Source organism: Microvirga alba, assembly GCF_015694465.1.
In the GTDB taxonomy this organism is placed as follows: domain Bacteria; phylum Pseudomonadota; class Alphaproteobacteria; order Rhizobiales; family Beijerinckiaceae; genus Microvirga; species Microvirga alba.
Map to the genome: position 1 here is coordinate 151,959 of NZ_JADQDO010000006.1, position 25,013 is coordinate 176,971.

The 25,013-nt window shown below is 59.7% G+C and carries 20 protein-coding genes; 14 read left to right on the top strand and 6 right to left on the bottom strand.

Annotated features, from left to right (window positions below; all coding sequences use genetic code 11):
- Positions 1–17: 17 nt before the first annotated feature.
- Positions 18–1,505, bottom strand: coding sequence for an NAD-dependent succinate-semialdehyde dehydrogenase (locus tag I2H38_RS13585; RefSeq protein ID WP_196272396.1), 1,488 nt, complete (start codon positions 1,503–1,505; stop codon positions 18–20).
- A 245-nt stretch (positions 1,506–1,750) separates the two neighbouring features.
- Here I2H38_RS13585 and I2H38_RS13590 point away from each other — a divergent pair, with 245 nt between their 5' ends.
- Positions 1,751–3,367 carry a GMC family oxidoreductase gene (locus I2H38_RS13590; RefSeq protein WP_196272397.1) on the top strand — a complete coding sequence of 539 codons (1,617 nt, stop codon included), beginning with the start codon at positions 1,751–1,753 and terminating at the stop codon, positions 3,365–3,367.
- A gap of 2 nt (positions 3,368–3,369) precedes the next feature.
- On the opposite strand, the gene I2H38_RS13595 is transcribed toward I2H38_RS13590, so the two are convergent.
- Positions 3,370–4,818 carry a mannose-1-phosphate guanylyltransferase/mannose-6-phosphate isomerase gene (locus tag I2H38_RS13595; protein WP_196272398.1) on the bottom strand — a complete coding sequence of 483 codons (1,449 nt, stop codon included), beginning with the start codon at positions 4,816–4,818 and terminating at the stop codon, positions 3,370–3,372.
- 302 nt (positions 4,819–5,120) lie between these two features.
- Between I2H38_RS13595 and I2H38_RS13600 the strand changes: the two genes are divergently transcribed.
- Positions 5,121–6,047, top strand: a complete 927-nt coding sequence (locus I2H38_RS13600) for an NAD-dependent epimerase/dehydratase family protein (RefSeq protein ID WP_196272399.1) — start codon at positions 5,121–5,123, stop codon at positions 6,045–6,047.
- A 10-nt stretch (positions 6,048–6,057) separates the two neighbouring features.
- Here I2H38_RS13600 and I2H38_RS21010 read toward each other — a convergent pair whose 3' ends face one another.
- A complete protein-coding gene (locus I2H38_RS21010) occupies positions 6,058–6,882 on the bottom strand; it encodes a LuxR C-terminal-related transcriptional regulator (RefSeq protein WP_196272400.1) in 825 nt (274 codons plus the stop codon).
- A 373-nt stretch (positions 6,883–7,255) separates the two neighbouring features.
- Between I2H38_RS21010 and I2H38_RS13610 the strand changes: the two genes are divergently transcribed.
- Positions 7,256–7,546, top strand: coding sequence for a DUF6894 family protein (locus I2H38_RS13610; RefSeq protein WP_196272401.1), 291 nt, complete (start codon positions 7,256–7,258; stop codon positions 7,544–7,546).
- Positions 7,547–7,940: 394 nt separating this feature from the next.
- Here I2H38_RS13610 and I2H38_RS13615 read toward each other — a convergent pair whose 3' ends face one another.
- Positions 7,941–8,510 carry a LuxR C-terminal-related transcriptional regulator gene (locus I2H38_RS13615; protein ID WP_196272402.1) on the bottom strand — a complete coding sequence of 190 codons (570 nt, stop codon included), beginning with the start codon at positions 8,508–8,510 and terminating at the stop codon, positions 7,941–7,943.
- A gap of 875 nt (positions 8,511–9,385) precedes the next feature.
- On the opposite strand from I2H38_RS13615, the gene I2H38_RS13620 reads away from it, so the two are divergent.
- The 8 genes from I2H38_RS13620 to I2H38_RS13655 all read left to right on the top strand — a co-directional run bounded on the left by I2H38_RS13620 (position 9,386) and on the right by I2H38_RS13655 (position 18,736).
- Positions 9,386–10,108, top strand: coding sequence for a sugar transferase (locus I2H38_RS13620; RefSeq protein WP_324617400.1), 723 nt, complete (start codon positions 9,386–9,388; stop codon positions 10,106–10,108).
- Positions 10,105–10,983 (top strand): glycosyltransferase, encoded by an 879-nt coding sequence (locus I2H38_RS13625; RefSeq protein ID WP_229426697.1) that lies wholly within the window; start codon positions 10,105–10,107, stop codon positions 10,981–10,983. Before I2H38_RS13620 ends, I2H38_RS13625 begins: the two co-directional genes overlap by 4 nt.
- 186 nt (positions 10,984–11,169) lie before the next feature.
- Positions 11,170–12,417, top strand: a complete 1,248-nt coding sequence (locus tag I2H38_RS13630) for a GumC family protein (protein ID WP_196272403.1) — start codon at positions 11,170–11,172, stop codon at positions 12,415–12,417.
- Positions 12,418–12,432: 15 nt separating this feature from the next.
- Positions 12,433–13,839 (top strand): O-antigen ligase family protein, encoded by a 1,407-nt coding sequence (locus I2H38_RS13635; protein ID WP_196272404.1) that lies wholly within the window; start codon positions 12,433–12,435, stop codon positions 13,837–13,839.
- 4 nt (positions 13,840–13,843) lie between these two features.
- Positions 13,844–15,055: a glycosyltransferase family 2 protein gene (locus tag I2H38_RS13640; protein WP_196272405.1), complete on the top strand. Its 1,212-nt coding sequence runs from the start codon at positions 13,844–13,846 to the stop codon at positions 15,053–15,055.
- Positions 15,052–17,244 (top strand): family 16 glycosylhydrolase, encoded by a 2,193-nt coding sequence (locus I2H38_RS13645; protein ID WP_196272406.1) that lies wholly within the window; start codon positions 15,052–15,054, stop codon positions 17,242–17,244. Before I2H38_RS13640 ends, I2H38_RS13645 begins: the two co-directional genes overlap by 4 nt.
- A 12-nt stretch (positions 17,245–17,256) precedes the next feature.
- Positions 17,257–18,312 (top strand): polysaccharide deacetylase family protein, encoded by a 1,056-nt coding sequence (locus I2H38_RS13650; protein ID WP_196272407.1) that lies wholly within the window; start codon positions 17,257–17,259, stop codon positions 18,310–18,312.
- A gap of 190 nt (positions 18,313–18,502) precedes the next feature.
- Positions 18,503–18,736 (top strand): hypothetical protein, encoded by a 234-nt coding sequence (locus I2H38_RS13655; RefSeq protein WP_196272408.1) that lies wholly within the window; start codon positions 18,503–18,505, stop codon positions 18,734–18,736.
- A gap of 88 nt (positions 18,737–18,824) precedes the next feature.
- On the opposite strand, the gene I2H38_RS13660 is transcribed toward I2H38_RS13655, so the two are convergent.
- Both I2H38_RS13660 and I2H38_RS13665 read right to left on the bottom strand, forming a co-directional pair.
- Positions 18,825–20,339 carry a family 16 glycosylhydrolase gene (locus I2H38_RS13660; RefSeq protein ID WP_196272409.1) on the bottom strand — a complete coding sequence of 505 codons (1,515 nt, stop codon included), beginning with the start codon at positions 20,337–20,339 and terminating at the stop codon, positions 18,825–18,827.
- Between the two features lie 702 nt (positions 20,340–21,041).
- Entirely contained in the window at positions 21,042–21,776 is a 735-nt protein-coding gene (locus tag I2H38_RS13665) for a TerC family protein (protein WP_196272410.1), read from the bottom strand.
- Between the two features lie 303 nt (positions 21,777–22,079).
- Between I2H38_RS13665 and I2H38_RS13670 the strand changes: the two genes are divergently transcribed.
- From I2H38_RS13670 to I2H38_RS13680, 3 genes are read left to right on the top strand one after another with little or no spacing between them, the layout of a single operon-like run.
- Complete coding sequence (locus I2H38_RS13670) at positions 22,080–22,853, top strand: FadR/GntR family transcriptional regulator (RefSeq protein ID WP_196272411.1); 774 nt, start codon at positions 22,080–22,082, stop codon at positions 22,851–22,853.
- Positions 22,850–23,911 carry an ABC transporter ATP-binding protein gene (locus I2H38_RS13675; RefSeq protein WP_196272412.1) on the top strand — a complete coding sequence of 354 codons (1,062 nt, stop codon included), beginning with the start codon at positions 22,850–22,852 and terminating at the stop codon, positions 23,909–23,911. Before I2H38_RS13670 ends, I2H38_RS13675 begins: the two co-directional genes overlap by 4 nt.
- Positions 23,908–25,002, top strand: a complete 1,095-nt coding sequence (locus tag I2H38_RS13680) for an ABC transporter ATP-binding protein (protein ID WP_196272413.1) — start codon at positions 23,908–23,910, stop codon at positions 25,000–25,002. Before I2H38_RS13675 ends, I2H38_RS13680 begins: the two co-directional genes overlap by 4 nt.
- Positions 25,003–25,013: the final 11 nt, after the last annotated feature.

Consider the following 25,013-nt stretch of genomic DNA (forward strand, 5'->3'; position numbering starts at 1 on the left):
TCAGGCCTTTTTTCATGTCAGATGCCGCTGAGGCAGACGTATTTGATTTCGAGGAAGCCCTCGATGCCGTATTTGGAGCCTTCGCGGCCGAGGCCGGATTGCTTGACGCCGCCGAAGGGAGCCATCTCGTTGGCGAGCAGGCCGGTATTGACCCCGACCATGCCGCTCTCCAGAGCCTCCGCCACGCGCCACACCCGAGACATGTCGCGGGCGTAGAAATATGATGCCAGTCCAAATTCGGTGTCGTTCGCCATCGCGATCACCTCGGCCTCGTCCTTGAAGCGGATGATCGGAGCCAATGGCGCGAAGGTTTCTTCCTTCGCCACCTTCATTCCTTGCGTGATCCCGGTCATCACCGTCGGCTCGAAGAACGTGCCGCCGAGCCCCGAGCGCTTGCCGCCCGCCACCAGCTTGCCGCCCTTGGCGAGCGCATCGGCCACGTGCTCTTCCATCTTGATCACCGCGCGATCATCGATCAGCGGCCCCTGCGTCACGCCCGCATCCGTCCCGCGCCCGAGTTTGAGGCCCTCCACCTTCGCCGCCAGCTTTTCGACGAAAGCGTCGGCGACCGTGTCCTGCACATAGATTCGGTTGGCGCACACGCAGGTCTGGCCTGCGTTGCGGAACTTCGAGATCATCGCACCCTCGACCGCCGCGTCGAGATCGGCGTCGTCGAACACGATGAAAGGCGCGTTGCCGCCCAGTTCGAGCGACAGCCGCTTGATGCTGTCACCGGCCTCCTTCATCAGCCAGCGGCCCACATTGGTCGAGCCGGTGAAGGTGATCTTGGCAATCTTCGGGTTGTGGCAGAATTCCTTGCCGATGGGCGCGGCGTCGCCCGTGACGACCGAGAAGGCTCCCTTCGGCACCCCTGCCCGCTCGGCCAGGACAGCCAGTGCGAAGGCTGAAAGCGGCGTCTGGGCGGCGGGTTTGAGCACCATGGTGCAGCCCGCAGCCAATGCCGGCCCGGCTTTCCGGGTGATCATGCCATTGGGGAAGTTCCAGGGCGTGATCGCCGCGCAGACCCCCACCGGCTGCTTCATGACGACGATGCGCTGATCGCCCCGGGCCGGAGGAATGATGTCGCCATTGATGCGCTTGGCTTCCTCCGCGAACCACTCGATATAGGCCGCGTTCGACAACACCTCGCCCTTGGCTTCCGCGAGAGGCTTGCCCTGCTCGGTGGTCAGGATCAGCGCGAGGTCGTCCGCGTTGGCGAGAATGAGGTCGTGCCAGCGCTTCAGGATCTGGCTGCGCTCCTTGGCCGTGCGCGCTGCCCATTCCTTCTGCACCTCGTGCGCCTTGTCGATGGCGCGGCGCACCACCTCGGGGCCCAGATCCGGCACTTCCGCGATCAATGCGCCGTCGAACGGGTCCGTCACCGCGATCGTCTTTCCGTCCGGCGCGGAGATCCATTCCCCTGCGACATATGCTTGCGCAACCAGAAGCGACGGGTCCTTGAGATCCAAAATGCGGCGGGCAACAGGCTTCTGATGAACAGTCATCGATAAGCTCCAAAACGGACAATCCGGGACGGGTATTGGCGAGCGATATAAGCCTTCCGTCTCGCCATGTGAACACACCAAAGCGCCGATCAGGGCTGCCTTTTCCGGGAGGAGGCACCGGCCACCTGAACAATAGTCGCCCTTTCCACGCGGCCGGGACCGTGGAATTCCTAGGGGAGGACCGGCATCAACGCAATAATATATCGCCGCCCGTCGATCGCCCCTCGTTTCGCCGAGCTCAAGCCATGTCAGTCAGCGATACCTTCGATTACGTCATCGTCGGCGGAGGCTCGGCGGGGTGCGTCCTCGCCAACCGGCTCTCCGCCGATCCCCGGCATTCCGTGTGCCTGCTCGAAGCGGGGGGACGGGACAACTGGATCTGGTTCCACATCCCCGTGGGCTATCTCTTCGCTATCGGCAATCCCCGTTCGGACTGGATGTTCAAGACCGAGAGCGAGCCCGGCCTGAACGGACGCGCTCTGAACTATCCGCGAGGCAAGGTCCTGGGCGGCAGTTCGGCGATCAACGCCATGATCTACATGCGCGGCCAGCGGGAAGACTACGATCATTGGCGGCAGTCCGGCCTTGAGGGATGGGGCTGGGACGACGTCAAGCCGATCTTCCGTCGTCACCTCGACCACTACCTCGGCACAGGCGAACATCACGGGACCGGCGGCGAGTGGCGCGTCGAAGAACCGCGCGTTCGCTGGACGGTGCTGGATGCGTTCATCGAAGCCGCCGTGGAGGCGGGCATCCCCCACACGAGCGACTTCAACACGGGGAGCAATGAGGGCATCGCCTATTTTCACGTCAATCAGAAAAGCGGGCGACGATGGTCTTCCGCGCGCGGGTTTCTCAAGCCGGTGCTGTCACGCGGCAACCTGCGTGTCGAAACGGAGGCTCAAGCGACCCGCCTCCTGTTCGACGGCAAGCGAGCCATCGGCGTGGAGGTCTTGCAGCGAGGCGTCCTCCGCAAGGTTTTCGCGCGGCGTGAGGTCGTTCTCTCCGCAGGCGCAGTCGCCTCGCCGCAACTCCTGCAATTGTCGGGCATCGGGGATGGCGTCCTATTGAGGCGGCACGGCATCGGCGTGGTGCACCACCTGCCAGGGGTGGGCCAGAATTTGCAGGATCATCTTCAGCTTCGCCCCATCTATCGGGTAGAAGGCGTGCGGACGCTCAACGGGGATTATCGCTCCCTGGTCAGAAAGGCGCACATGGCGTTGGAATACGCGCTGTTCCGCCGCGGACCTTTGACCATGGCGCCGTCGCAGGTCGGCGCATTCACACGGTCCTCTCCCAGCTACGCGACGCCGAACCTCCAGTTCCATATCCAGCCGCTCTCGCTCGACAAGTTCGGCGAGGCCCCGCATCCTTTTCCGGCGTTCACGGCGAGCGTCTGCAACCTGCGTCCCACCAGTCGCGGCAGCATCACACTCAAGAGCAACGATGCGTTCGAACCGCCGTCAATCAGGCTCAATGCTCTCTCGACGGCGGAGGACCAGCAAGTGGCCGTCGACTCGCTGCGGCTCGTGCGCCGAATCGTTTCGATGCCTTCGCTTCAGAAGTATCGCCCGCAGGAATACAAGCCGGGAGCGCACCTGACCACCGACGACGAATTGCTGCACGGCGCGCGGGAGATCGGAACCACGATCTTTCATCCCGTGGGCACCGCCAAGATGGGAATGGACAGCGACCCGATGGCTGTGACGGACGCGCGCCTGCGTGTTCGCGGACTGGAGGGCCTGCGCGTCATCGATGCCTCGATCATGCCGACCATCACGAGCGGGAACACGAACTCGCCGACACTGATGATCGCCGAAAAAGGCGCCTCGATGATCATCGAGGATCGCGGGAATATGTGAAGCTAAATACGCGCGTACGCATCCTCCAGACGCAGAATGTCATCTTCTCCGAGATAACTGCCGGACTGCACTTCGATGATGTTGAGCGGGATGCTTCCCGGATTTTCGAGCCGATGGATGCAACCGCGAGGGAGATAGGTCGACTGATCTGCGCGTAGCACGAATTGTTCATTGTCCCGCGTGACCAACGCAGTTCCACTCACCACGATCCAGTGCTCTGCCCGATGCTCGTGTTTCTGCAGCGATAATTTCGCGCCGGAATTCACCGTGATGCGCTTGACCTTGAAGCGATCGCCGTAATGGATGGTTTGGTAATATCCCCAGGGACGATGTTCCCGATGAGACCGGATCGCCGCCGAGTTGCCTGTTTTCTTCAGGCTCTCCACAAGGGACCTCACATCATGGTCGCGACCTTTCGTGGTCACGAGCACGGCGTCTTGTGTCGCAACGACAATGAGGTCGCGCACGCCAAGCGCTGCGATGAGTGGGCCTTCGGAACGAAAATAGCAATCCTGCGTGTCATAAGCCGTGGCATTCCCCTCGGCGACTGTCCCTTCTGCGGTCTTGGAGCCGATTTCCCAGAGCGTGGACCACGTGCCGATATCGGACCATGAAAACCTTGCGGGGACCACAACCGCGTTTCGGGTCTTTTCCATAACGGCATAGTCGAGCGAAACGTCGCGAGCCTGCGCGAAGGCCTCGGCGTCGAGGCGCAAGAAATCCAGATCCGACAGGGCGCCCTCGACCGCTGCCGTGCAAGCCCGAAGCAATTCCGGCTCCAACGCATCGAGTTCATCGAGAAGGCGCTGAGCGGATACAAGAAATATGCCGCTGTTCCAGACATACTCCCCCGACGCGATATAGCTCTCCGCCGTCTCGAGATCCGGTTTCTCCTTGAATGCCAAAACCCTGCGAGCGCCCGGCTCATCCACGGCTTCGCCAGCCATGCGGATATAGCCATAGCCCGTGGCCGGCCCTGTCGGCGTGATACCGAACAGAACGGTGGAACCATCCTGTGCGGCTCGCAGACCGGCTGCAAGTGTGTCGTGGAATGCAGCGATGTCGTCGATGCAGTGATCAGCCGGCATCAACAGAAGGAGACTGTCGGGATCGGATCGCGTTGCAATGATGGCTGCCGCAGCCGCGGCCGCGGCTGTGTTGCGCCCCGCCGGTTCGAGAACGATACGCGCGGCATCCTGGCCGATAGCGCGCAGTTGCTCCGCGATGATGAACCTGTGTTCGACATTCGCGATCACCAATAGCTCGTTGAACAAAGCCGCGTCCGAAACACGTCTAGCCGTCTGTTGCAGCAACGTATCCTGACCGAACAACGGCAGGAATTGCTTGGGATACGCCTCTCGCGACAATGGCCAAAGGCGTGTCCCGGTCCCCCCTGAAAGCAGAACCGGAGTGATCTTCTTCTTGAACCGCCGCGGATCGGAAGCCGTCATATCAGTCCTGCGCGAAAACCCGGTCGCATGACAAGGCTGGCGAAAGCCATGCGATGCTGTCAGTGAGGCCTTATCGAATGATACTTTATTACCTTATCCCATGGTGCGGCGGCTGACCAGCGGCCCTGAATGAGGCCGGGGGAAATGGGGCTACCTCGTGAGAAGCGGAGCCCGGAACTGGGCACGGGCAATGGCTGTGCTTAAGCTATAGGTATGTTTACCGATCCTCTCCCGGGCGGCCTAGTCGCGCTGGGTTCTGCTCATCCGACGGTTATGGCAACGCGCCGCTGAAAGGGGGAACCGTGTCAAAACGTTACCTCGTCACCGGCGGCTGCGGCTTTATCGGTTCACATCTGTCCGAATCCTTGGTGGCGGATGGCTCCAGCGTGGTCGTGCTCGACAATCTCTCCACCGGACGGCGCGATCATCTGACAGAGGCGGCGGAGCTGGTCGTCGGAGATGTCAGAGATCACGCCTTGCTGGAAAGGCTCGCGAGAGATTGCGATGGCATCTTCCATCTTGCCGCGGTCGCGTCCGTCCCGCGTTGTACGCAGGAATGGCATATCTCTCACGGCATCAATCTGTCCGCATCGATCGACATTTTCGAGATCGCAGCGGAATGCGACATTCCCGTCGTGTACGCCTCCTCTTCCGCGATCTACGGCGAGGCCGAAAGGACCCCCATCGGAGAGGATGATCCGAAGCAACCGATCTCCGCTTACGGCGCCGACAAATACGCGATGGAGCTCCATGCGCTGGCCGGCGCGAGAACACGGGATCTGCGGTCCTTCGGCTTGCGCTTCTTCAACATCTACGGACCGCGCCAGGACCCGCATTCCCCCTATTCCGGCGTCATCGCCGTCTTCATACAGCACGCCCTGAATGGCACCCCGATTCTGATCCATGGTGACGGCGAGCAAGTTCGTGATTTCGTCTATGTCGCCGACGCGGTGCGGGTCTGCCGGGCAGCCATGGAGAGACTGCAGGATCAGACGTCGGCGACGGCCGAGGTCAGCAATGTCTGCACGGGACAGCCGACCTCAATTCGCACCCTGACGACCTCGATCGCCGATTTGGTTTGCCGGAACCTGCCCGTCTCCAACGGCCCGGAGCGGGCCGGCGACATTAAAACGTCGATCGGAGATCCCTCGCGTCTGAGCCGCTTGCTCGGCGTGTCGCCATCGACCTCGCTCCCTGATGGATTGAGATCGATCCTCGGTGGCCGCTGACGCGCGTCTGTTAGTTCGTCGGCACGCGGCCATTCGCCGGCAAGTGGCTTGCGGCCCAGATCGCGGCCTGGGTCCGATTTTTCGCACGTATCTTACGGAGAATGGCTTTGACGTGAACCTTGACCGTGGCCTCGGTGATATCGAACTTCCTCGCGATCAACTTGTTCGAGTCGCCCTCCATAAGACAACGAAGGATAACCGTTTCACGCACCGACAAGCCTTTCGGCGGCGTCTTATCTTCACCGTCGCCAGCGTCCGCATCGTCGAGACCGCCGTTGGCTCCATTCGTCTCGTAGGCCTGATCACGAACGAGGCTAAGAACGGCCGACGGGAACACGGCTTCGCCAAGCATGACGAGGTCGAGCGTCTTGATGAGAACCTCGCAGGAAACCGTTTTAATGAGATAGGCGTCGGCGCCGGCTTGGAACGCCTCCAGCACCCGCTTCAAATCGTGGTCGTCGACCAGCATCACCACGCGCGCTGACGGGTGCTCGACCTTGAGCTGCTGAACTTTCTCGCAAATCACCGCGTGGTTGTTGGTGGCATCGGCAATGAGAAGGAACGGCGCCCCATCCTCTCTCCACACCCGGCGAGCATCCTCAACGCTGACCGCCGAAGCGACCAAGCTGTAGGACGTATCCGCAAGAATCCGCTTTAGCCCCTCCCTCAGCAACACATTCGGTTCGACCAGCACGGTGGGAACAAGCCTCGCATCAGGTCGATGCGGTCGACCCAATTCGGCCAATTGCTTCTCTTCCGCATCGACCTGATATCCGCGGCTCTTGGGGAGGGTGCCGGTATCGGCCAGGCTGTCTAAATCATAGTGTTTCCGCATGGGAGAGCCCCTAATCCGCTGGACAGAACAGCGCGATTACTCGGTAAAAGGAAATTTAGCTCAGGAGGCCATGTAGGACAATGAGTTCTATGTTCAAATCATTTTAAAAGAAATTTAAATCGGATGCCCCAAATCGAGGCACGCCAGCGTAATCGAAACCTAGCAGCAAAGCTTTGCTTCACCGGCCACCGATGGATACCTTTGGACACTTTGGAATTTTTTCTCATGCGGTCGTAACGTAAAATATCCCGTCTACAGCCTCTCTACTCCGTCCGGGGGGATTGCATGGAACCAAATGCGGAGGAAGATAGGCGCTAGGCTGGACAGAAGAGGCCAGCGCACTTAGACAAGACAAGATACCGGGCAGTATCAAATGGCCGTGAAACTCGTTCAGAACGTTATCACAGACGCAGAGTGGGGGTCTCCTCGCGTAACGATGAGATGTTATTTCAACCTCGTTAACGGCACCGACATGATCGTAGACCAGGATGGGATTGAGGTCCGCGACATCGAACAAGCGCGCTCTCAAGCCTGGAAGGCTATCGAAGAGCTACGCGCTGAAGATAGCGCGTCGGCGAGCGAATGGAAGGACTGGCGGCTTGAAGTTACGGACGCTTCGGGCACGATCTTTTTCTCGATCAATCTAGGGGGATCCCTTCACTGAGCCGCCGCGCGCATCCGAGGCTGAGCGCTTCAGGCAGGCCAGCTTCTCCAGCATTGTGCGGATGTGCTGCCTCACTTCATGGTTGGGCGTCTTCAGACTCTGAGATTTGGTTTGGCTCTTGCTGCTCACCATGAGCCCAGCCCCTAAAAGATCCGAATGCCGCTACCGACATTCAACGACCACCGGCATCCGCACGCGGCCATATGCCGAGCGAACGATATTCGACTGTCCGCAGGATCGATCGCGAGCCGCGCGTTTCCTGCGTTTCAACAAAACCTACATATTGGACTAGTCTGGCAGAGCGCTTTACCTGGCGGTCTCTCCGAACAACAAGACCTGAACGAATCCGGTTCCGCCCAACGCTACTCGACCACGCGCGCCTCAAAGGGCCCCATCAGCGCTCCAGCCACCCTCCTTCTGCTTCCATGCTCGTCGCCGGAAGGTGAGCTACGGCCCACATCGCCGCCTGAGTTCGATTGGCCACGCGGATCTTTCGCAGGATCGCCTTGACGTGAACCTTAACGGTCGCTTCCGCCACCTCAAGCCGACGCGCGATAATCTTGTTCGGCGCGCCCTCCATCAGACAATGCAGAATTTCGGCTTCGCGGCTCGACAATGTCCGCACGGGAAGCTCCGCGGATGCTGCCTGCAGGTCTTCGATCCCGTCTGCCGGAGTGCGGCGCGGCGTTGGGACTTTGTCTCGGGACGACAGCGCGGAGAGGAATATGCTGGACGGAAAAACGAGTTCACCGAGCATCACGAGATCAATATACTTGACCAAGACGTCACAACCAATTGTCGCGAGGCAGTACCCTTCCGCGCCAGCCTGAAGTGTCGCCATCATGACATTCAGATCGAAGTCGTCAGACAGGACGACGATTTTGGCCTCGGGATATTGTGCCTTCGTCTCGCGGATGAGATCGGCGGTCCCAGCCTGCCGGAGATTGACGTCGATGATGAACAAGTCCGGGATGGGCTCCGACGCCAGTTTGTCTTCGATAGTTCCCAGAGGCACCCCTTCGGGAATAACCCGAAAACGGGTACTCGATAGGATATGCCTCAGCCCTTCGCGAAGCATGGAATTCTTGCACAGCAAGACCGTTGCAACCTGGAGCACGCTTCGAGTCATGCGAAAGAGCCCTTATTTTGCAAAAACTATCCACAAATTATACAAATGAACTCTTTGTAAACCATCGTGGAAAAGTGGTAGAGTGTACCGCTTATGGGCTACAAAACCAAACAAAAATAATGTAATTATATTAGTAAAACCTATTATCTGGCCTTACGCCTTAAGAAACGAAATTATATAACTTGTATTTTCTTGGCTGTTTCGCGAGCGAACCTAAAGCCAACGAACGGTGGGTTTGGGAAACCTCAATTTCGGTGTCGGCCGTAGTCGGAAATTTCCAAAAAGCTTTCCTCGTTTCCTAGCGATCGAGCCCTCACCGGCATTTGGCGCGCTCATTTTCGTCCATCGCAATCCCACGCCGCCGTTCGAACTATCCTCAAAGCATCCGCCCCAGATCGCCCCATGACGGCCGAATGGGATTTTCGGGGTTAACCCCACACAGGGGAATACGTAATCCCGTTGAACTAGAAGCAATTCTATTACTAACATCATTTAATTATTTGTTAACACCTTAGGGCCGTTGCGAATTCATATTGTAAATGCAGACTTTAATAGACCAAAGACAACATAAACTCTCTAATTTCTACCACTTAGATCGCTCCCTAGAAAAACAACACGACATTTTACTCTGCCAATTGGCAAAATAACCAGCCTCAATACTCCCCCCCAAAAATCTTATCAACTCGAGCATTCAAGACAAAGGGCCTCACATGGGCGAGCCGCAGGCACCACAAGCGTCTCCTTTAGCCGTCGTCCGCGAACTAGGCGCGTCTCCTGTTCTCGGCCTCAAGACCATGGCCTCACTTCGGTCGGGGCTCCGGCGGCTGTCGCGACTAAGCAAACGCGGCATAGATATCGGCATCGCCTGTCTGGCTCTTTTTCTTGGCTTTCCTCTCTTGATCGTGGTCGCCGCGTTTGTCGCGATGGATGGCGGCCCCATTCTCTATCGGCACAAGCGCATCGGCGCCGGGGGCATCTCGTTCGGCTGCATCAAGTTCCGAACGATGATCCTCGATGCGGAACAATGCCTGGAGGAGTATCTCTCCTATCACCCGGAGGCCCGGATCGAGTGGGCGCGTGAACGAAAGCTGGCCTTTGATCCTCGCGTGACAGCGGTGGGGCGCTTCCTGCGCCAATCGAGCCTCGATGAGCTTCCTCAGCTGATCAACGTGATCAAGGGCGATATGAGTCTTGTCGGACCCCGCCCCGTCACGCAGTCGGAACTGGTCAACTACGGCTCCGCGGTTCCGCTCTACAAGAGCGTCCGCCCCGGCATCACCGGCATTTGGCAGATCAGCGGACGCAATGAGGTCGGCTACGAAACGCGCGTCCGGCTCGACGAGCAATATGTGAAAGGCTGGAGTCTCGGGCTGGATCTTTGGATCCTGCTCCGCACCCCGGCTGCAGTCCTGTCCCGCCGGGGGGCTAAATGAGCGAGCATCTGTCTCAGCCATCGACGAACGCTTCCGACCGAGGCCAGCAAGTCACCATCAGCGTCCTGATGTCGACCTATGCGGCGGAAACCGGGAGCAATCTCGAAACGAGCCTCGAAAGCCTTTACGCACAAACCGTCACACCTGACCAAATGGTTCTCGTCATCGATGGCCCTATCGGCGATGACCAGGAAGAAGTCATCGCACGATATCGCCGTGATGTTCGTATCCCCGACATGTCACTGGTCAGATTGCCGAAGAGCCGTGGCCTGGCGAATGCGATGAACGTCGGGTTGGAACACTGCCAAGGCGAGTTCACGCTCCGAATGGACAGCGATGATGTCTGTGCGCCTGACCGGGTCAAGCTGGAGCTTGATTATGCCCGATCCCATTCAGAGATCGACGTTATCGCCTCCTGGAGCGAGGAGTTCTATGACGATGGCGCCCCGTCTCATCTCAAAGTCGCGCCTGTCAGTCACGATGCGGTGGTGCGCGCTCTGCGCTGGCGCAATGTCATTGTGCATTCGTCGCTGCTTGTGAGAACCGCCGCTCTTCGCCACGTGGGTGGCTACCGCGCGACATACGGCAAGCTTGAGGATTACGATCTCTTCATTCGGCTGAGCCAAGCCGGCTTCAGGTTTCACGTCATCCCCAAAGTTCTGGTTCGCATGCGCTCGAGCATCGAACAGCGAATTCGCCGCGGTGGCCTGGGGTATTGGCTGAACGAGATCCGTTTCCGGATCGACTGCTTCCGATCCGGTTTCCTGAACCTGCGCCAGCTCGTCATGATCACCGTCATGTACAGCGTTTTTCGCCTGATCTCGGGGCAATTCCGACGACGGCTCTATGCGCTGTCGCGCGTTCCGATCGTCTGATACCGCACGAATGCGAGGCCCTAACAAGATTCAGCACGCGAGAGAGTTGGCGCCATGAACAACACCGCTTTCGACCCAATTACAGTCATCCGTCCCACAAACCGCAACCCGACCAGAACTGAGGTGCCGCAGGCTCCGAGGCCTCTCACGAAGGGAAGGCAAGAGCGTATTCATGGGCGGTGTTTCATGACCGGTTTTGCGGTCGTGATCGCTGTCGCGGCAGCAGCCTGGCCGCTGCTACCGCGCCGTTATGAATCGACGGCATCGGTCATTATGCGCCCAACAGATGAGGAAGGCCGGTTCGATCGCGGCCAATCGCTTCGCCAGCCGCTTGACGAGAGCGCCATCCAATCCGAGATGGACCTCATGGGATCGCCCGCGATTGCGGCAACTGTCATCGCGAGGCACCAACTCGCCATCGACCCGGAATTCGGCCGAGATCCAAACAACTGGAAGACGACGCTCAGCCATTGGGCCCGCGAGAACATTCCGCTTTTCTCCGGTGCAGCGGAGACGCCTGCTACATCCAACACGGAGCTTCGCCAAACTCTTCAGAAGCATTTGAATATCTCCCGTGACCGCCGCTCCTACACGGTGAAGCTCGGCTATTGGTCATCGGATCCTGTCAAGGCAGCCGCCATGACGGAAACCCTGCTATCGGCGTACCTCGAAGATCAATCGGCGCGTAAACGCAGGCTCACGGAGAAATTTTCCGACGGGTTGACGGAGCGTGTCGAAAGCCTGCGCGCCAAGCAGGGAAACTCAGAGCGCGCGGTCAGCCAGTTCATGGCCGCCTCAGATCTCGTGGATAGCGCCACACAAACCTCACTGGAAAACCAACTATCGGCGTTGGGTCGAGAAGCCGCCGAAGCGCGGACCCGCTACATCAACGCCACGACACGCACCGAGCTGCAGAAAAACATGGTCATCGACGGAGCGTCGGAGGTTCGCTCTTCCTCGTTTGAGCCAAGTGCAAAGGAGTCAAACGCTGTTGAAGCCACAAGGTCCGTGGCTTGGCTGCGCGACAACAGGCTCGTTGTCCAGTCACCCGGGCTCCCGGCGAACCCGGAGGCCGAGGCAAAGGGCTGGGCGGCGAAGGAAGCCGTGCTTCGCAGGGCTATGAAGGCCATCCGCGAAGAGTTGGCGAGCCGGCGGCAGGCCGAACTGAAGCTCGAACAGCTCCGCCAGGAAGCCGCGACCGACAAAAGTGTTCTCGATGCTGCTCTGACGCGGCTCAAGGAGCAGGCGGTCCGAACCGCCACGCTTGGTCCCGATGTTGAAATTCTTGCCCACCCTGAAGCACCGATCCGCCCGATATTTCCAGATCCTCTTCTCGCGATCATTGGAACATTTTTCGCAGCCTGCCTCGCTGGAGCGGCGATGATCTGGCGTCCTCTTTCAATCAAGGCTCGCCACATCCTGGCCGCCCATTGAACCAGGGTTGAAGAGATGACGCTCACACAACGGCTCGATCGCCTCGGACTGCGCGGCATGCCTTTGCTGATCGCTATCGGATGGGTTGCGACGCTCGCTACAACCGAAGGCTCCGATGCGCCGGTCTACTATGCGCCGCTTCTCGCGCTGGTCGCCGGGCTCATCGGCATCGGTCTGATCCATGCGATTGACCGGCAGGCGCGCGCGACCGCTCTGTTGTTCGTGTTCGTGCTCTTCGCGCTCAACCTCAGCTTCCGTCAACGCGGACTCGGTGTGACCGGTCTCGATTGGCAGAATGGCGTGAAGTTCGCGACCTGGTCGGTTCTGATTACGGTTGGTCTGGCACGTTGGCGCGAGATCGTGCCGCTCTTGAAAAAGTCGCTTCTCGTCCTTGGGTGCGCCTACGGGTGCGTTGCATTGGCGTCGGCAAGTTGGTCGGAGGTTCCCGCTTATACCGGCGCCAGCGCCGTCGGCATCTTCGCCTATATCATTCTGGCCTGCATCGTCATGATCGATCTGGGCACCGATGGCGCATTGCGCATCGTTGTGTGGACACTCGGAGCCTATGTCGCGCTTGGCCTGCTTGCGACCTTCATCGTGCCTGAAACGGCATGGATGCCCCCCTCCGTCGTGGAAACCGTCTATCGACTTCGAGGCTTGTCGGGCCACCCCAATGTCTTCGCCCAGCAGATCGGCGTCTTCGTGACCATGACGGTGATCGCGCGCCGTCTCGGACTTCTTCCGCGTCTGTCGTTCCTGGCGCTGATCGGAACAGGTGTGATCGCGCTCGTTTTGACGGGCAGTCGGACCACGCTCCTCGCCGTCTTCATCGCCTGGGGACTCATCGTCGCCCGGGAGAACCGATACGGTCCTGTTCTCGCCTTGGCGACCTTGGGTGGCCTTGCAGCAATATTCCTGACCGCCGCTATTGGGGGCCTGGCAGACGCGAGCGCCTATCTGCAGGAATTCAGCAGAACCGGAAGCGAGAGCGAGATCTTCACCCTGACAGGGCGAACCGAAGTCTGGCAGGTCGCCTGGGATCTGTTCTTGCAGAAGCCCCTTTTCGGCTGGGGCTTCAACGGAACAGAGGAGCTGCTTTCGAGCCGCATGAGCGCATCTTTCACGGGGTCTGCCGTGAACGCTCACAACATGTACCTGCAGAGCCTGGTATCGCTCGGCATCCTTGGGTCACTGCCAGGCTTCTGCATCATCCTCATCTTCGTCACCCGCCTCTTCACCGCACCCGAGCCGACGCGCGACCGGTTCACCCTCTTCATGCTCATCGTGGGGATGGGAGAAGTCGAGATCTTCGCGAGTCCGGTTCTCCTAACGCTCATGTTCTTCTTCTTCATTGCGCGCGAGGCCTGTCGCGACAGGCAGCGTCTCACCGCAACGCGGATCGAAGTCTGCGGAAAGGAATAGGCGCGTGATCAACGACCTCGTCCGCATCGACACACGTCGCCTGAATGGAAGCGCCGGGCAGCACAGCGTCTTCATGGTCGTCCGCAACGAGCGAGCCCGCCTCCCCTACCACCTGACATATCATCGCGCTCTGGGCGTCGATCGCTTTTTCCTGGTCGATAACGGCTCCGATGACGGCACCACCGACTTCCTGCTTTCGCAGCCGGATTGTCACGTTTTCCAGACCTTTGCACCGTTCGGAAGCGCGAACTATGGAATGGATTGGGTGAATGCGCTCGTCGAGCGGTTCGGTATCGGAAGCTGGTGCCTCTTTCTCGACGCTGATGAACTCTTCACGTTTCCGCACGCGGAGTTCCTCTCGCTTCCGGAGTTCTGCCGTTTCCTTGATGAGACGGGAAGCGAAGGGGTATTCGCGCTTCTTCTCGACATGTACAATCGCGGGCCGATTTCCGAAGCGATCTATCGTCCCGGAACGCCATTCCTGACGACCTGCCCACATTTCGATCCGGGATACACGATCCGCCGCAAGATCAGCCTGTCGCGGGGCGAGAGCTCGTTCGCCGAGGTTGAGGCAGTTGGCGGTCCACGGCTACGCCGGTTCTATCCGGAATTTCAGCGCGCAGGCGTCTGGCGCATGGCGCTCCACCGAGCTTTGCGTCGCCTCCGACGGCATCCTCTGGGTGCGGCCTTCGGCCTGCGTCATACACGGTTGGGCGGGGCCATGCCGCCGGACCTGACGAAAATCCCTCTCCTCAAGGGACGAGCGGGCAGACATTGGGTGTCGAATCATCGGTGCACGCCACTCAAATTGTCCGGTGTCAGAAGCGCCCTGCTGCACTTCAAATTCTTCTCCGATTTCCATGATCGCTCCATCAGCGAAGCCACGCGCGGACAGCATTGGGACGGAGGAGCCGAATACGTTCGGTACTCCTCGCTGCTCGCGGGGGAACCGGGAGTCTCACTCTTCTTCGACCGCAGCGCGACCTATCGCTCCAACGACGAGTTGGTTCGCCTTGGCATCATGAAAAGCACATCCTCATTCGACGCGTTCGCTCATCGGGAATACCGGAGGACTTTGGAAGGCGTGAGGCAAGGAGAGGAGACGGCTGCCTCGCAGCGGTTCGGTTTCGATGATGGCGTCACCGGTCGACTGTCGACGCAGATCTCCGACGCATTTGGTGGCATGATCGCCTTTCCGCGCCGGAGTCAGCTGTGACGCCGGCGGCCAATCCGGACATTCCCGCCGGGTCAGACTTTCCTCTTCCTGTCGCGGTGCAGTCCGTTCGGCAAGCGCGCAGCCTGCAATGGCTTTCGTACCCGCTCGCCTACACGATCGGTACGACCGTCGCGAGCTTCATGAGTCTCGGGACATCCTTGTTGGCACCGTCCCTGCTCGGGCCGGCGGCATTTGGATCCTTCGCTCTTCTGACGAGCCTCTTTCAATACGCCAGCAAGTTCGATCTGGGGCTTTCGCAACTCGCGGACCGGAACTTGACGACCGGGGGCGCGTCTTCGGTCGAGCATGGCGCGGAGATCCTGCGCGCCAATTGGATCATCGGCGGCTTTGTCCTGCTGGTCATGGTACCTATCGCCGCGTTTGGAGCCTTCATCAGCGGTCGGCTTTCCCCCTTTGAAACGGCGCTCGCGATTGCAGGCGGCGCCCTCGGGATGATCGCCAATGCGCCGGTGACCATCTTCAGGGCCAGCGGACAGGTCTGGGAATTCAGCGCCGTCGCGTTGACGTTGCAGGCCGGCATGACCGTTCCTCGCCTTGCCGGACTGGTTTTCGCGGGCATTACGGGCTGCTTTGCCGTTCTGGTGCTATGGTATGGCGTCCTCGCCATGTGTTTCGCTCGCGCCGGACTGCCTTCCTCCCGGCGGCGAGCGTCAATTTGGCCCCTGCTGCGGACGGCGCTTCCGCTGTTCGTCTTCAACGCGCTGTGGTTGGTTTATTTAACCGCCAACCGCTGGATCGCGGCGGCATTGTCCACTCCCGACGAGCTCGGTCTCTTTGCGTTCGGCGCCAACCTCGCTCTCGTAGGCCTGGGCATTCTTTCCACGATTGCGCAGGTTCACTATCCAAAGCTGCTTGCCAGGATCGCACGCCAATCTCCAGGCGCATGTTCCGGGCTCGTGGAACGGCAGTCCCTCTTTCTCGGGATCGCTCTGGCGAGCATCGCGCTCTTGGCGATGTTCACGGCGCATCCTCTCATCCTGCGGTTATTCCCCCAGTTTGAAGGAGCGGCGGTCTCCACCATCGCGCTCGCCATTTCCTGCATTTCGCTTGGATTGATCACGTGGATCATTCCAATGGTCATCGCTTTGTCTCCAACTCCAAAACGGGACGCGGCACTGATCTTCGCCCCCGGCTTTCTGATCCTGATCGGCGCGATGGCTTTGGGGGATCATGTTGCCGGCATCGCCGGTCAAGCCTGGGGCTGCGTGGCGGCCGGACTCGTTCTTCTCGCCTGCCTGCTGGCGCGCATGTATCTGCTCGGCATCGTCACCGGTCGTTCCGCCCTTCGCATCTATGCGGTTCAGATCGCGCTTGTGTGCGGATTGTCAGCGCTTGCCCTCAGCTCGTCCTCTCCAAGGGACGTCATGGCCGCGATTTACACTAGGAGCGCAGACGCCGTTCCTCCTCCCGGATGGAGATTAGCTTTTGAGGACAGTTTCAGCAGTTTGCAGCTCCGGCACGCAGGCTCAGGAGTATGGGACGCGCAATATCCTTGGGGTGGACGGACAAATCCTTCGAACGGGGAACTGCAATACTACGTCGATCCGCGTCCGGGCGCAGACACCGAGGAAGTTCGCCAACTGAATCCCTTCTCGATCGAAAGCGCCTCTCTCGTCATTCGTGCGCGTCCCTTCGCGCGCACATCGTCGACCGGCATGCGCTATGCCTCAGGTCTCTTGAGTTCCGCTCGAAGCTTTTCCTTCACCTATGGATACGCGGAAATACGCGCGCGCGTCCCGCAAGGAAGGGGTCTGTGGAGTGCATTCTGGCTCGCGCCGACGGACCAAAGCTGGCCGCCGGAAATCGATATCATGGAAGTGCTCGGGCATGACACGCGCGCCAATTTCGTGACCGCGCATACGAGGCGCTTCCTGAGAGCATCGATGTCGCAGTTCCGGATACCGACACCCGATTTATCGGCGGCCTTTCATACCTACGCAGTCAAATGGACCGCGGAGGAACTCGTTTGGTATTTCGATGGACGCTCCGTCACCAGGATGCCGACGCCCTCCGACATGCATCGGCCGATGTACATGATCGTCAACCTCGCGGTCGGTGGTTCGTGGCCGGGCGTTCCGGATTCCTCGACCCGCTTTCCAGCGGATCTTCGCGTCGATCGCATCCGTGTCTTTCTGCCGCCGGACGCATCACCGGCTGCGGAGCATTGAATGGGCGCGGGCATGTCATCCTGGAGGCACCGCCTTTTCGCGACCGGTCTTTCCGCCATCTCGGCGACACGCGCCGATCAATGGCTTCGCCCTCTTGCCATGGGTTCCGGCGTGATCCTGATGTTTCACCATGTCAGGCCCTGGCATGACCGCCCCTTCGCGCCCAATCGCTTTCTGGAAATCACTCCGGAGTTTCTGGACGCGACCGTCACGTTCTTGAAGCGAGAGGGATTCGACATCATTCCCATGGATGATGTGCCGGACCGGCTCCGATCAACGCGCTCCCACAAGCCTTTCGCGGTCCTGACATTCGATGACGGCTATCGTGACAATCTCGCATATGCATGGCCTGTCTTGAAAAGGCTGCAGGTCCCCTGGACGCTGTTTGTCGTGAACGATTTCGCAAACGGCCGCGGGCGTCTGTGGTGGCTCGAACTCGAAATGGCCATCAGGCAGTTGGACCGCGTCGAGGTCACGCTCGGAAACGAGAGGCTTATCTTCGTAACCAAAACGACGGCTCAGAAGTACGTCGCTTTCGACACCCTCCACCGGCGCCTCAAGGCAGGGCCGGAGGAGCAGCTGCGGGCGATGATCGCCGAACTCTCAGAACGCGTCGGGATCGATCCGGAGCGTCTCGTGCAGAATCTCTGCGCCAATTGGGACGAGCTCGCGGGGCTCGCGAACGATCCGGATGTCACGATTGGATCACATACGCTGACGCATCCGATCATGGCTCGCCATGAGAGTTCGGTCGCCGCGTCTGAAATCCTGGAAAGCAAAGCCGCCATCGCGAAGCGGCTCGGACGGCCGGTCCGGCACATCGCCTACCCTCATGGAGATCCGGGCTCTGCTGGTTCGCGCGAGTTCTCCCTCGCTCGGCAGAGCGGCTACGAGACGGCGGTCACGACCCGCCCAGGGCACCTTTTCGCCAGGCATTCGGATCTGCTGACCGCCCTGCCACGCCTATCCATCAATGGCCTCCACCAGAACGAGGCCGCCTTGCGGGCGCTCCTCTCGGGGGTGCCGTTCATGATGCTGAGGATGATCGGGCGCGGTGCGGGTGCTTAGCTCTCATTTCTCGGAGCGCCGATAACACCGGAAATCGGGCGGTGCGTCTCCCGATCGGCGGCAGACGAAAACACTTGCGGCCGCTGCCATTCGCTTTATTGTTTCGTGATCGTGCGGAAGACAGCAATCTTTTGGCTGCGAAATGGGCGAGCATTCGCCTCATGGAGTTTGAGCCGATAGGAGATTGGCTTTGATCATATTGCTTTGGGCTATTCTTGTCGGCGGAGCTGCCACTTTCGCGTTGCTGTGGCCATATGGGATTATTGTCGCGCTGGTCGGCGCGCCCTTCGGCGCAAGCTCCCTTGCCGGCCTGACGGCGTTGTATCTGAGCCGTCGGGGAACCCATCAGAAGTTTGGACATAACGCTTCTGCCAAGAAGAACCTGGGCCGGATCGTCGAAGTGCGGACAGATCTGACGCGTTAATGCGCTTCCTCCGCCGGTCACCATCGACCGCGAGAAACCTCCTTATAGACTTTCTCGTGATTATTCGTCCCGGCGCCGGGATATGTCGCTACGCCCAGAAATAGTCCGCGTTCGCATGCAACTGGTTCGTGGTGACCTTGTCGAGCGTCGTGATCGTCGAAACAGTACCGGTTGCAGACCTGGCTTTGACGATCGTGTCGCCTGATCCGTTATCGCTAAACGACAGACGGCCATCCGCGACGGGGTTCTCTCCCTGATAGTCGGCCAACAGCCCCCTCAGATCGAGAACATCGACACCGACCGTGAAGTCCGTGACATGGCCGGCACGGACCGGCGCATTTTTGAAAACGAACTGATCGCTTCCCGGTCCACCTGCGAGAACATCGGCGTATCGACCTGCGAAGAGAATGTCGTTGCCAGCACCGCCAGAGAGAGTGTTGTCTCCGACTCCATTCGATGTGATCCGGTTGTTCAGCTCGTTGCCGATGCCCGCTTGATCGCCCTTTCCTGTCAGGATCAGATTTTCGACGTGGGCGGTCAGCTTGTACGATGCGAGATCGGTTCGAACCGTATCGATCCCACCGTTGGCGCTTTCGACGACCTTATCGCCGCGGCTCTCGACAATGTAGGTATCGTCGCCACCCAAGCCTTTCATGGTGTCGCGACCTTCCTTGCCGTCGATCCTGTTGTGACCCGAAGTGCCCTTGAGGTTGTCCCATCCATACGTGCCGTTGATGGTCTTCTTCGACGCGGCGCTTGCCGGAAGGCTGAAGAGCTTCTGACCTGTCGGGATTGGCGCCGGGATCAGGACCGGACCCGACTGCGTCGGCGCAGCTTCTCCCTCCTTGTACGCGCGGATGTAGTCGATTTCGAGCGTCGCCGGGAAGTTTGTGCTGTTGTCCGGAGCGCCAGGCCAGGATCCGCCAACAGCCAGATTGGCCAGCATGTACATGGGCTTATCCAAGCCGACGGGCGTCGCGGTCTCGTGCACGTTCTGCCCGTCGTAGTACCAGGTGATCTTGTCTCTTTCCCAGTCCACGCCGTAGGTGTGGAACCCGGTGGTCATGCCCTGCACGGTGGCCGACTTGTTATCCATCTTGTGACCGTTTGAATCGTAGTGAACTGTGGTCTCAAGCGTGTTCGGCGCGCTTCCGATGACCTCCATCACGTCGATCTCGGGTGGCCAGGACTGATCCGTCGGCAGAAGCCAGAAGGCCGGCCACAACCCCTGCCCTGCCGGAAGCTTCGCCCTCATCTCGAAATAGCCATAGGTTTGACTGAACGAGTGGAAGGTTGTGATCATGCCGGATGTGTAGTCGTAACCATTGATATACGACTTCGCCGCGGCGGATGTCGGCGCGGCCGTGATGTTCATGATACCATTGTTGGCAGAATAGGTGCCGAGGCCTGCAGTCGGCGCGTAATTGGCATTGATGTACCACTGCAGCTCGCCGTTGCCTTCATTCGTACCGCCATTCGCAACGGTCCAGGGATACCCGGTGTCCCATGTACCGGCCTTGCCATTCCAGTAGCTGAAGACGTTGAAATTCTCATCGAACGTCAAGATCGCCGTTTCTGAAAGCTTATTCGGATTGATAGACATAAATGATCTCACATTGATAAAATAAAATTCTTAAATTTATTTATTTCCCTTTGGGAAAGCCTTGCCATTGGGAAAATACGCCGCATACTTTCGACTTAATTCTCCATTTGGCGAGACAACACATGGCAACAATATGACGATAAGTAAAATTATACTTCTCGGCTTGCTTCACCTGATCGAGACATCATCTGCAAACAATAGACAACAATGCCCTTTCAGCTCAATGATTTAATCTCTTTTGTCTGATCCACGACGCGCGAATAAAAACCTTGGCCATGACCGGCACGGCATCAAAATCGAGACCTCAATGAGAAGAAAATACCCACGCGCGAAAGCGCAAAAGGCGACACCTTCACGTCGCCAAGCTTGTAGAGCGGGATTGGAATCGAAGGGACGACACGTGACAAAAATCCATTAATCTGGATTATAGTTTTATAATATAATATTTTTTCTTATTTTTTCACACAAATGGTGCCCTTCAAGCGTCCATCTCGAAACCAGAGCCAAGTTCTAATCACACCGAATACTTGGATTTTTCTGTCACACCTCGTGAAGCAGATCAGTCCACGGTCCACCGTCAATCCGAACTCCGGGAGTCTCTACGCCGACGCCGGCAACGAGCGATAAGACGGCAAGGAAGGCACGGCGCGCGGTGGACCTCAACTCTGGCGCGGGCCCGCGACGACATCGACGAAAAGCGCTCTAGCGTTTCGCGTTGGCCCGCCTTCGCAGCATGTTCAACCCTTCGACCAGAGCGGAGAACGCCATGGCCGTGTAAATATAACCCTTTGGCACATGCGCGCCGAAACCTTCCGCGATCAGCGTCATCCCGATCATGAGCAGGAAGCCCAGCGCCAGCATCACGACGGTGGGGTTAGCTTGAAGGAAGCGCGCCACCGGGTTGGCCGCCAGGAGCATGACTGTCACGGCAACAATCACAGCCACGACCATGATCGGCACATGATCCGTCATGCCGACGGCCGTGATGATGCTGTCGATGGAGAACACCAGATCGAGCATGAGGATCTGGCCAACCGCCGCGCCGAACCCGAGCGTCGCGCGCCCGCTGTCAAAGAGATCGGGCCCCGGATCAGGATCGACGTTGTGGTGAATTTCCTTCGTCGCCTTCCAGACAAGGAAGAGGCCGCCCGCAATGAGGATCAGATCCCGCCACGAAAAACCATGCCCAAAGGCAGTGAACAGTGGCTCGGTCAATCGCACGATAATGGCGATCGTGCCGAGGAGCCCGAGGCGCATGATCAGCGCCAGGCCGATGCCGATGCGACGCGCCTTGGTCTGTTGGTTCGCGGGCAGTTTGTTGGTGAGGATCGAGATGAAGATGAGATTGTCGATCCCGAGCACGACCTCCATGACGATCAAGGTCGCCAGGGCTGCCCATGCAGCAGGGTCTGCCGCCAGTGCGGTGATCTGGTCCATTTGGCCGCCCTTATCGATCCGTTCCGCCGGCTTGTTTGCAGATCCTTTTTAAGCGAGGGCCAAGGCCTGGGCAAACGCCCCCGCCCCTCTCTTCGGTCTTAATTTGACGGGGCGTTCGCCCGGCCGCTTTAGCAGGCACATGCACTCAAAAAGAGCACCTGTTGCTCGCCTGCCCGTCGTGAAACCAATTGCAAATTGGTTCGCTCTCGGTCTAGCTTAGTTTCACAAAGCCGATCATTTCGGCAACAATCAGCAAGTTGGGGCGGCACCAATGGCAACATTGGTTCACACCAGGAAACCTGAATGATCGACGCCGAAACCCCTTCGGACAGCTCCGATTTTGCGCTCAGGCAGCTGCGCGCCCTTTTGGACGACCGATCGGCGGGCGAGGACAAGCAGTTGCTGCCGGAGCGCGCCCTCGCGCACCACCTTGGAGTGGGGAGACGGACCCTGAGGCGGGCGCTGGACGTGCTCGAAGCGGAGGGCAGGATCTGGCGGCATCAAGGCAAAGGCACCTTCCTCGGACCACGCCCGCTGCGAGCGGAAACGAGCGTGGAGGAGCTTTCCAGCCGGACCAACCCACTCGAAGTGATGGAAGCGCGTATCGGAATCGAGCCACTGCTGGCGCGGTTGGCTGCGTTACGCGCTTCGAACGGCGACATCGAGCGCCTGGAGCATCTTGCGCGCAAGACCGGAACATCCGCCGCGACGGATACTGACAACCGCGAACTCTGGGACGGGGCTTTTCACCGGGCCATTGCCGAAGCGGCGAACAACAGCCTGCTCTTCGCCTTTATCGACGTGATCAACCAGATCAGACAGGACCCGACCTGGCGGCGGCTGCGCGAACAGGCACGCTCCCCCGCGGGGCAGCAGACTTACGTCCATTACCATCACCAGATCGTCGCGGCGATTGCGGCTCGCGATGGCAGCGCGGCCGAACAGGCGATGCGGGAGCATCTGGAGGCGGTTCGCGAGAGCCTGGTCAAGATCATGACGAGACCTGCGACGGACAACCAAGACCTTCGAACCGCAAATGGGCAACACTCAGATGACCAAGGAAGACCTGCGGCATGATCAATGAAGCTGCCCTCCGGTCGAGAGAGACCGACCTCGCGGTCGATCCGCTCGCATCACCCGCATCGGAACCGCTTCTGCGCGTGGAAAACCTCTCGATCCGCTTTGATGGCGCGCCGAAGGGGATCAACGTCGTCGATGACGTGTCGTTCTCACTCGCCAAGGGCAAAACCCTGTGCATCGTGGGTGAATCCGGCTGCGGCAAGAGCGTGACGGCCCTTGCCCTCATGGGGCTCCTGCCGACCCCTCCGGCGCGGATTGTCCAAGGGACGGCTCATTTCGAGGGCAAAGACCTCCTCGGCCTGACCGAGCGTGAACGGGCCGATCTGCGTGGCAACTCGACGGCGATGATTTTTCAGGAGCCGATGACATCGCTCAACCCGGCTTTTACCGTCGGCGACCAGATCGCGGAGGGCATTCTCCGGCATCGCAAGGTCTCGAAGACGGAAGCGTGGGAGCGAGCGCTCGAGATGCTTCGCCGGGTCCGCATTCCCGCGCCGGAGAAGCGCCTTCGCGCCTATCCGCATGAGCTTTCCGGCGGCATGCGTCAGCGGGTGATGATCGCCATGGCGCTCGCCAACGACCCGCAACTTCTCATCGCCGACGAGCCGACGACCGCGCTCGACGTGACGATCCAGGCACAGATCATCTCTCTCATCCGCCGTCTGCAGGAAGAGAGCGGCATGTCGATGATCCTGATCACCCATGATCTCGGCGTCGTCGCGGAAATCGCCGACGAAGTGGTGGTGATGTATGCGGGCCGCGTCGTCGAATCCGGCTCTGTCGAGGCGATCTTTGAGGATCCGCAGCATCCCTACACCATCGGCCTCATGGGTTCTGTCCCTTCGCTTGGCCGCCGGCAGGGCCGGCTCGCGACGATCCGCGGCTCCGTGCCACCCGCCGAATTGATGCCGAAGGGATGCCGTTTCACGCCTCGCTGCCCCTTTGCGGAAAGTCGCTGCGCGACCGAGCCGCCGCCGCTCGTGGAGGCCACGCCGAAGCATCACGTGCGCTGCTGGTATGCGCCGCTTGAACAACACCGTGGAGCGGTTTCATGATCGACAAGAGCGAAACCATTCTGGAAGGCATCGACCTCGTCAAACATTTCGGCGGCGGCGGCCTTCTCTCCTCTCCGACGATCGTGCGTGCGGTCGACGGCGTCTCGCTTCAGGTCAAGCGCGGCGAGACCTTCGCGATCGTGGGCGAATCCGGCTGCGGCAAATCCACGCTCGGCCGGTTGCTCCTGCGCCTCATCGAGGCGACCGCGGGCGACGTTCTCTATGAAGGTCGCTCCATCCGCTCGCTGAGCCAGCGCGAGATGCGCCGCCTGCGCCGGGAATTGCAGATCATCTTTCAGGACCCCTTCGCTTCGCTCAATCCGCGCATGAACGTGCGCGATATCGTCGGCGAGCCTGTCGCGTTGCATGGCCTTGCCCACGGCAATGAGCGACGCGAGCGGGTGGACGAGCTCCTCAGGACGGTCGGCCTCCTTCCGGCCCATGCGGATCGCTACCCGCACGAGTTCTCCGGCGGACAACGCCAGCGCATCGGCATTGCCCGCGCGCTCGCGGGTGAACCAAAACTGATCATCGGTGACGAGCCTGTCTCCGCGCTCGACGTTTCGATCCAGGCACAGATCATCAACCTTCTGGAAGACCTGAAGGAACAGTTCGGGCTGACCCTCGTGATCGTGGCGCACGATCTCGCCGTGATCCGGCATATGAGCGACCGGATCGCCGTGATGTATCTCGGCGAGATCGTCGAGTTGAGCGAGACGGACGATCTCTTCGACAACCCGCTTCATCCCTATACGCAGGCGCTTCTGACAGCGATCCCGGTTCCAAGCCCGGTCAATCGCACGCCGAAGCCACTCTTGCAGGGCGACGTGCCGAGCCCGACCGCGCCCCCGCCGGGTTGCCGTTTTCATACGCGCTGCCCGCATGCGAAGGCCTTGTGCCGCGAGCAGCATCCCAGACTCGAAGCCGCTGAAGGCGGGCGAAAGGTCGCCTGCCATTTCTGGCGCGAAATCCAGAACGCGGGGGCGGGCTCCATCGCTGCGCCGCCTGCAAGCCCGGCGCTGACAAAGCGTCTCGAACTCTACAGAACTTGGCGTGACCGGCAGGATAATGCCGGCGCGTCGGGCTGCTAACCCAGAGGAGA

What these genes read in the sequence shown, in the direction of transcription:
- I2H38_RS13585 (WP_196272396.1), bottom strand. Translation starts at nt 1,505, where the DNA reads ATGACTGTTCATCAGAAGCCTGTTGCCCGCCGCATTTTGGATCTCAAG.
- I2H38_RS13590 (WP_196272397.1), top strand. Translation starts at nt 1,751, where the DNA reads ATGTCAGTCAGCGATACCTTCGATTACGTCATCGTCGGCGGAGGCTCG.
- I2H38_RS13595 (WP_196272398.1), bottom strand. Translation starts at nt 4,818, where the DNA reads ATGACGGCTTCCGATCCGCGGCGGTTCAAGAAGAAGATCACTCCGGTT.
- I2H38_RS21010 (WP_196272400.1), bottom strand. Translation starts at nt 6,882, where the DNA reads ATGCGGAAACACTATGATTTAGACAGCCTGGCCGATACCGGCACCCTC.
- I2H38_RS13610 (WP_196272401.1), top strand. Translation starts at nt 7,256, where the DNA reads ATGGCCGTGAAACTCGTTCAGAACGTTATCACAGACGCAGAGTGGGGG.
- I2H38_RS13620 (WP_324617400.1), top strand. Translation starts at nt 9,386, where the DNA reads ATGGGCGAGCCGCAGGCACCACAAGCGTCTCCTTTAGCCGTCGTCCGC.
- I2H38_RS13625 (WP_229426697.1), top strand. Translation starts at nt 10,105, where the DNA reads ATGAGCGAGCATCTGTCTCAGCCATCGACGAACGCTTCCGACCGAGGC.
- I2H38_RS13630 (WP_196272403.1), top strand. Translation starts at nt 11,170, where the DNA reads ATGACCGGTTTTGCGGTCGTGATCGCTGTCGCGGCAGCAGCCTGGCCG.
- I2H38_RS13635 (WP_196272404.1), top strand. Translation starts at nt 12,433, where the DNA reads ATGACGCTCACACAACGGCTCGATCGCCTCGGACTGCGCGGCATGCCT.
- I2H38_RS13650 (WP_196272407.1), top strand. Translation starts at nt 17,257, where the DNA reads ATGTCATCCTGGAGGCACCGCCTTTTCGCGACCGGTCTTTCCGCCATC.
- I2H38_RS13660 (WP_196272409.1), bottom strand. Translation starts at nt 20,339, where the DNA reads ATGTCTATCAATCCGAATAAGCTTTCAGAAACGGCGATCTTGACGTTC.
- I2H38_RS13665 (WP_196272410.1), bottom strand. Translation starts at nt 21,776, where the DNA reads ATGGACCAGATCACCGCACTGGCGGCAGACCCTGCTGCATGGGCAGCC.
- I2H38_RS13670 (WP_196272411.1), top strand. Translation starts at nt 22,080, where the DNA reads ATGATCGACGCCGAAACCCCTTCGGACAGCTCCGATTTTGCGCTCAGG.
- I2H38_RS13675 (WP_196272412.1), top strand. Translation starts at nt 22,850, where the DNA reads ATGATCAATGAAGCTGCCCTCCGGTCGAGAGAGACCGACCTCGCGGTC.
- I2H38_RS13680 (WP_196272413.1), top strand. Translation starts at nt 23,908, where the DNA reads ATGATCGACAAGAGCGAAACCATTCTGGAAGGCATCGACCTCGTCAAA.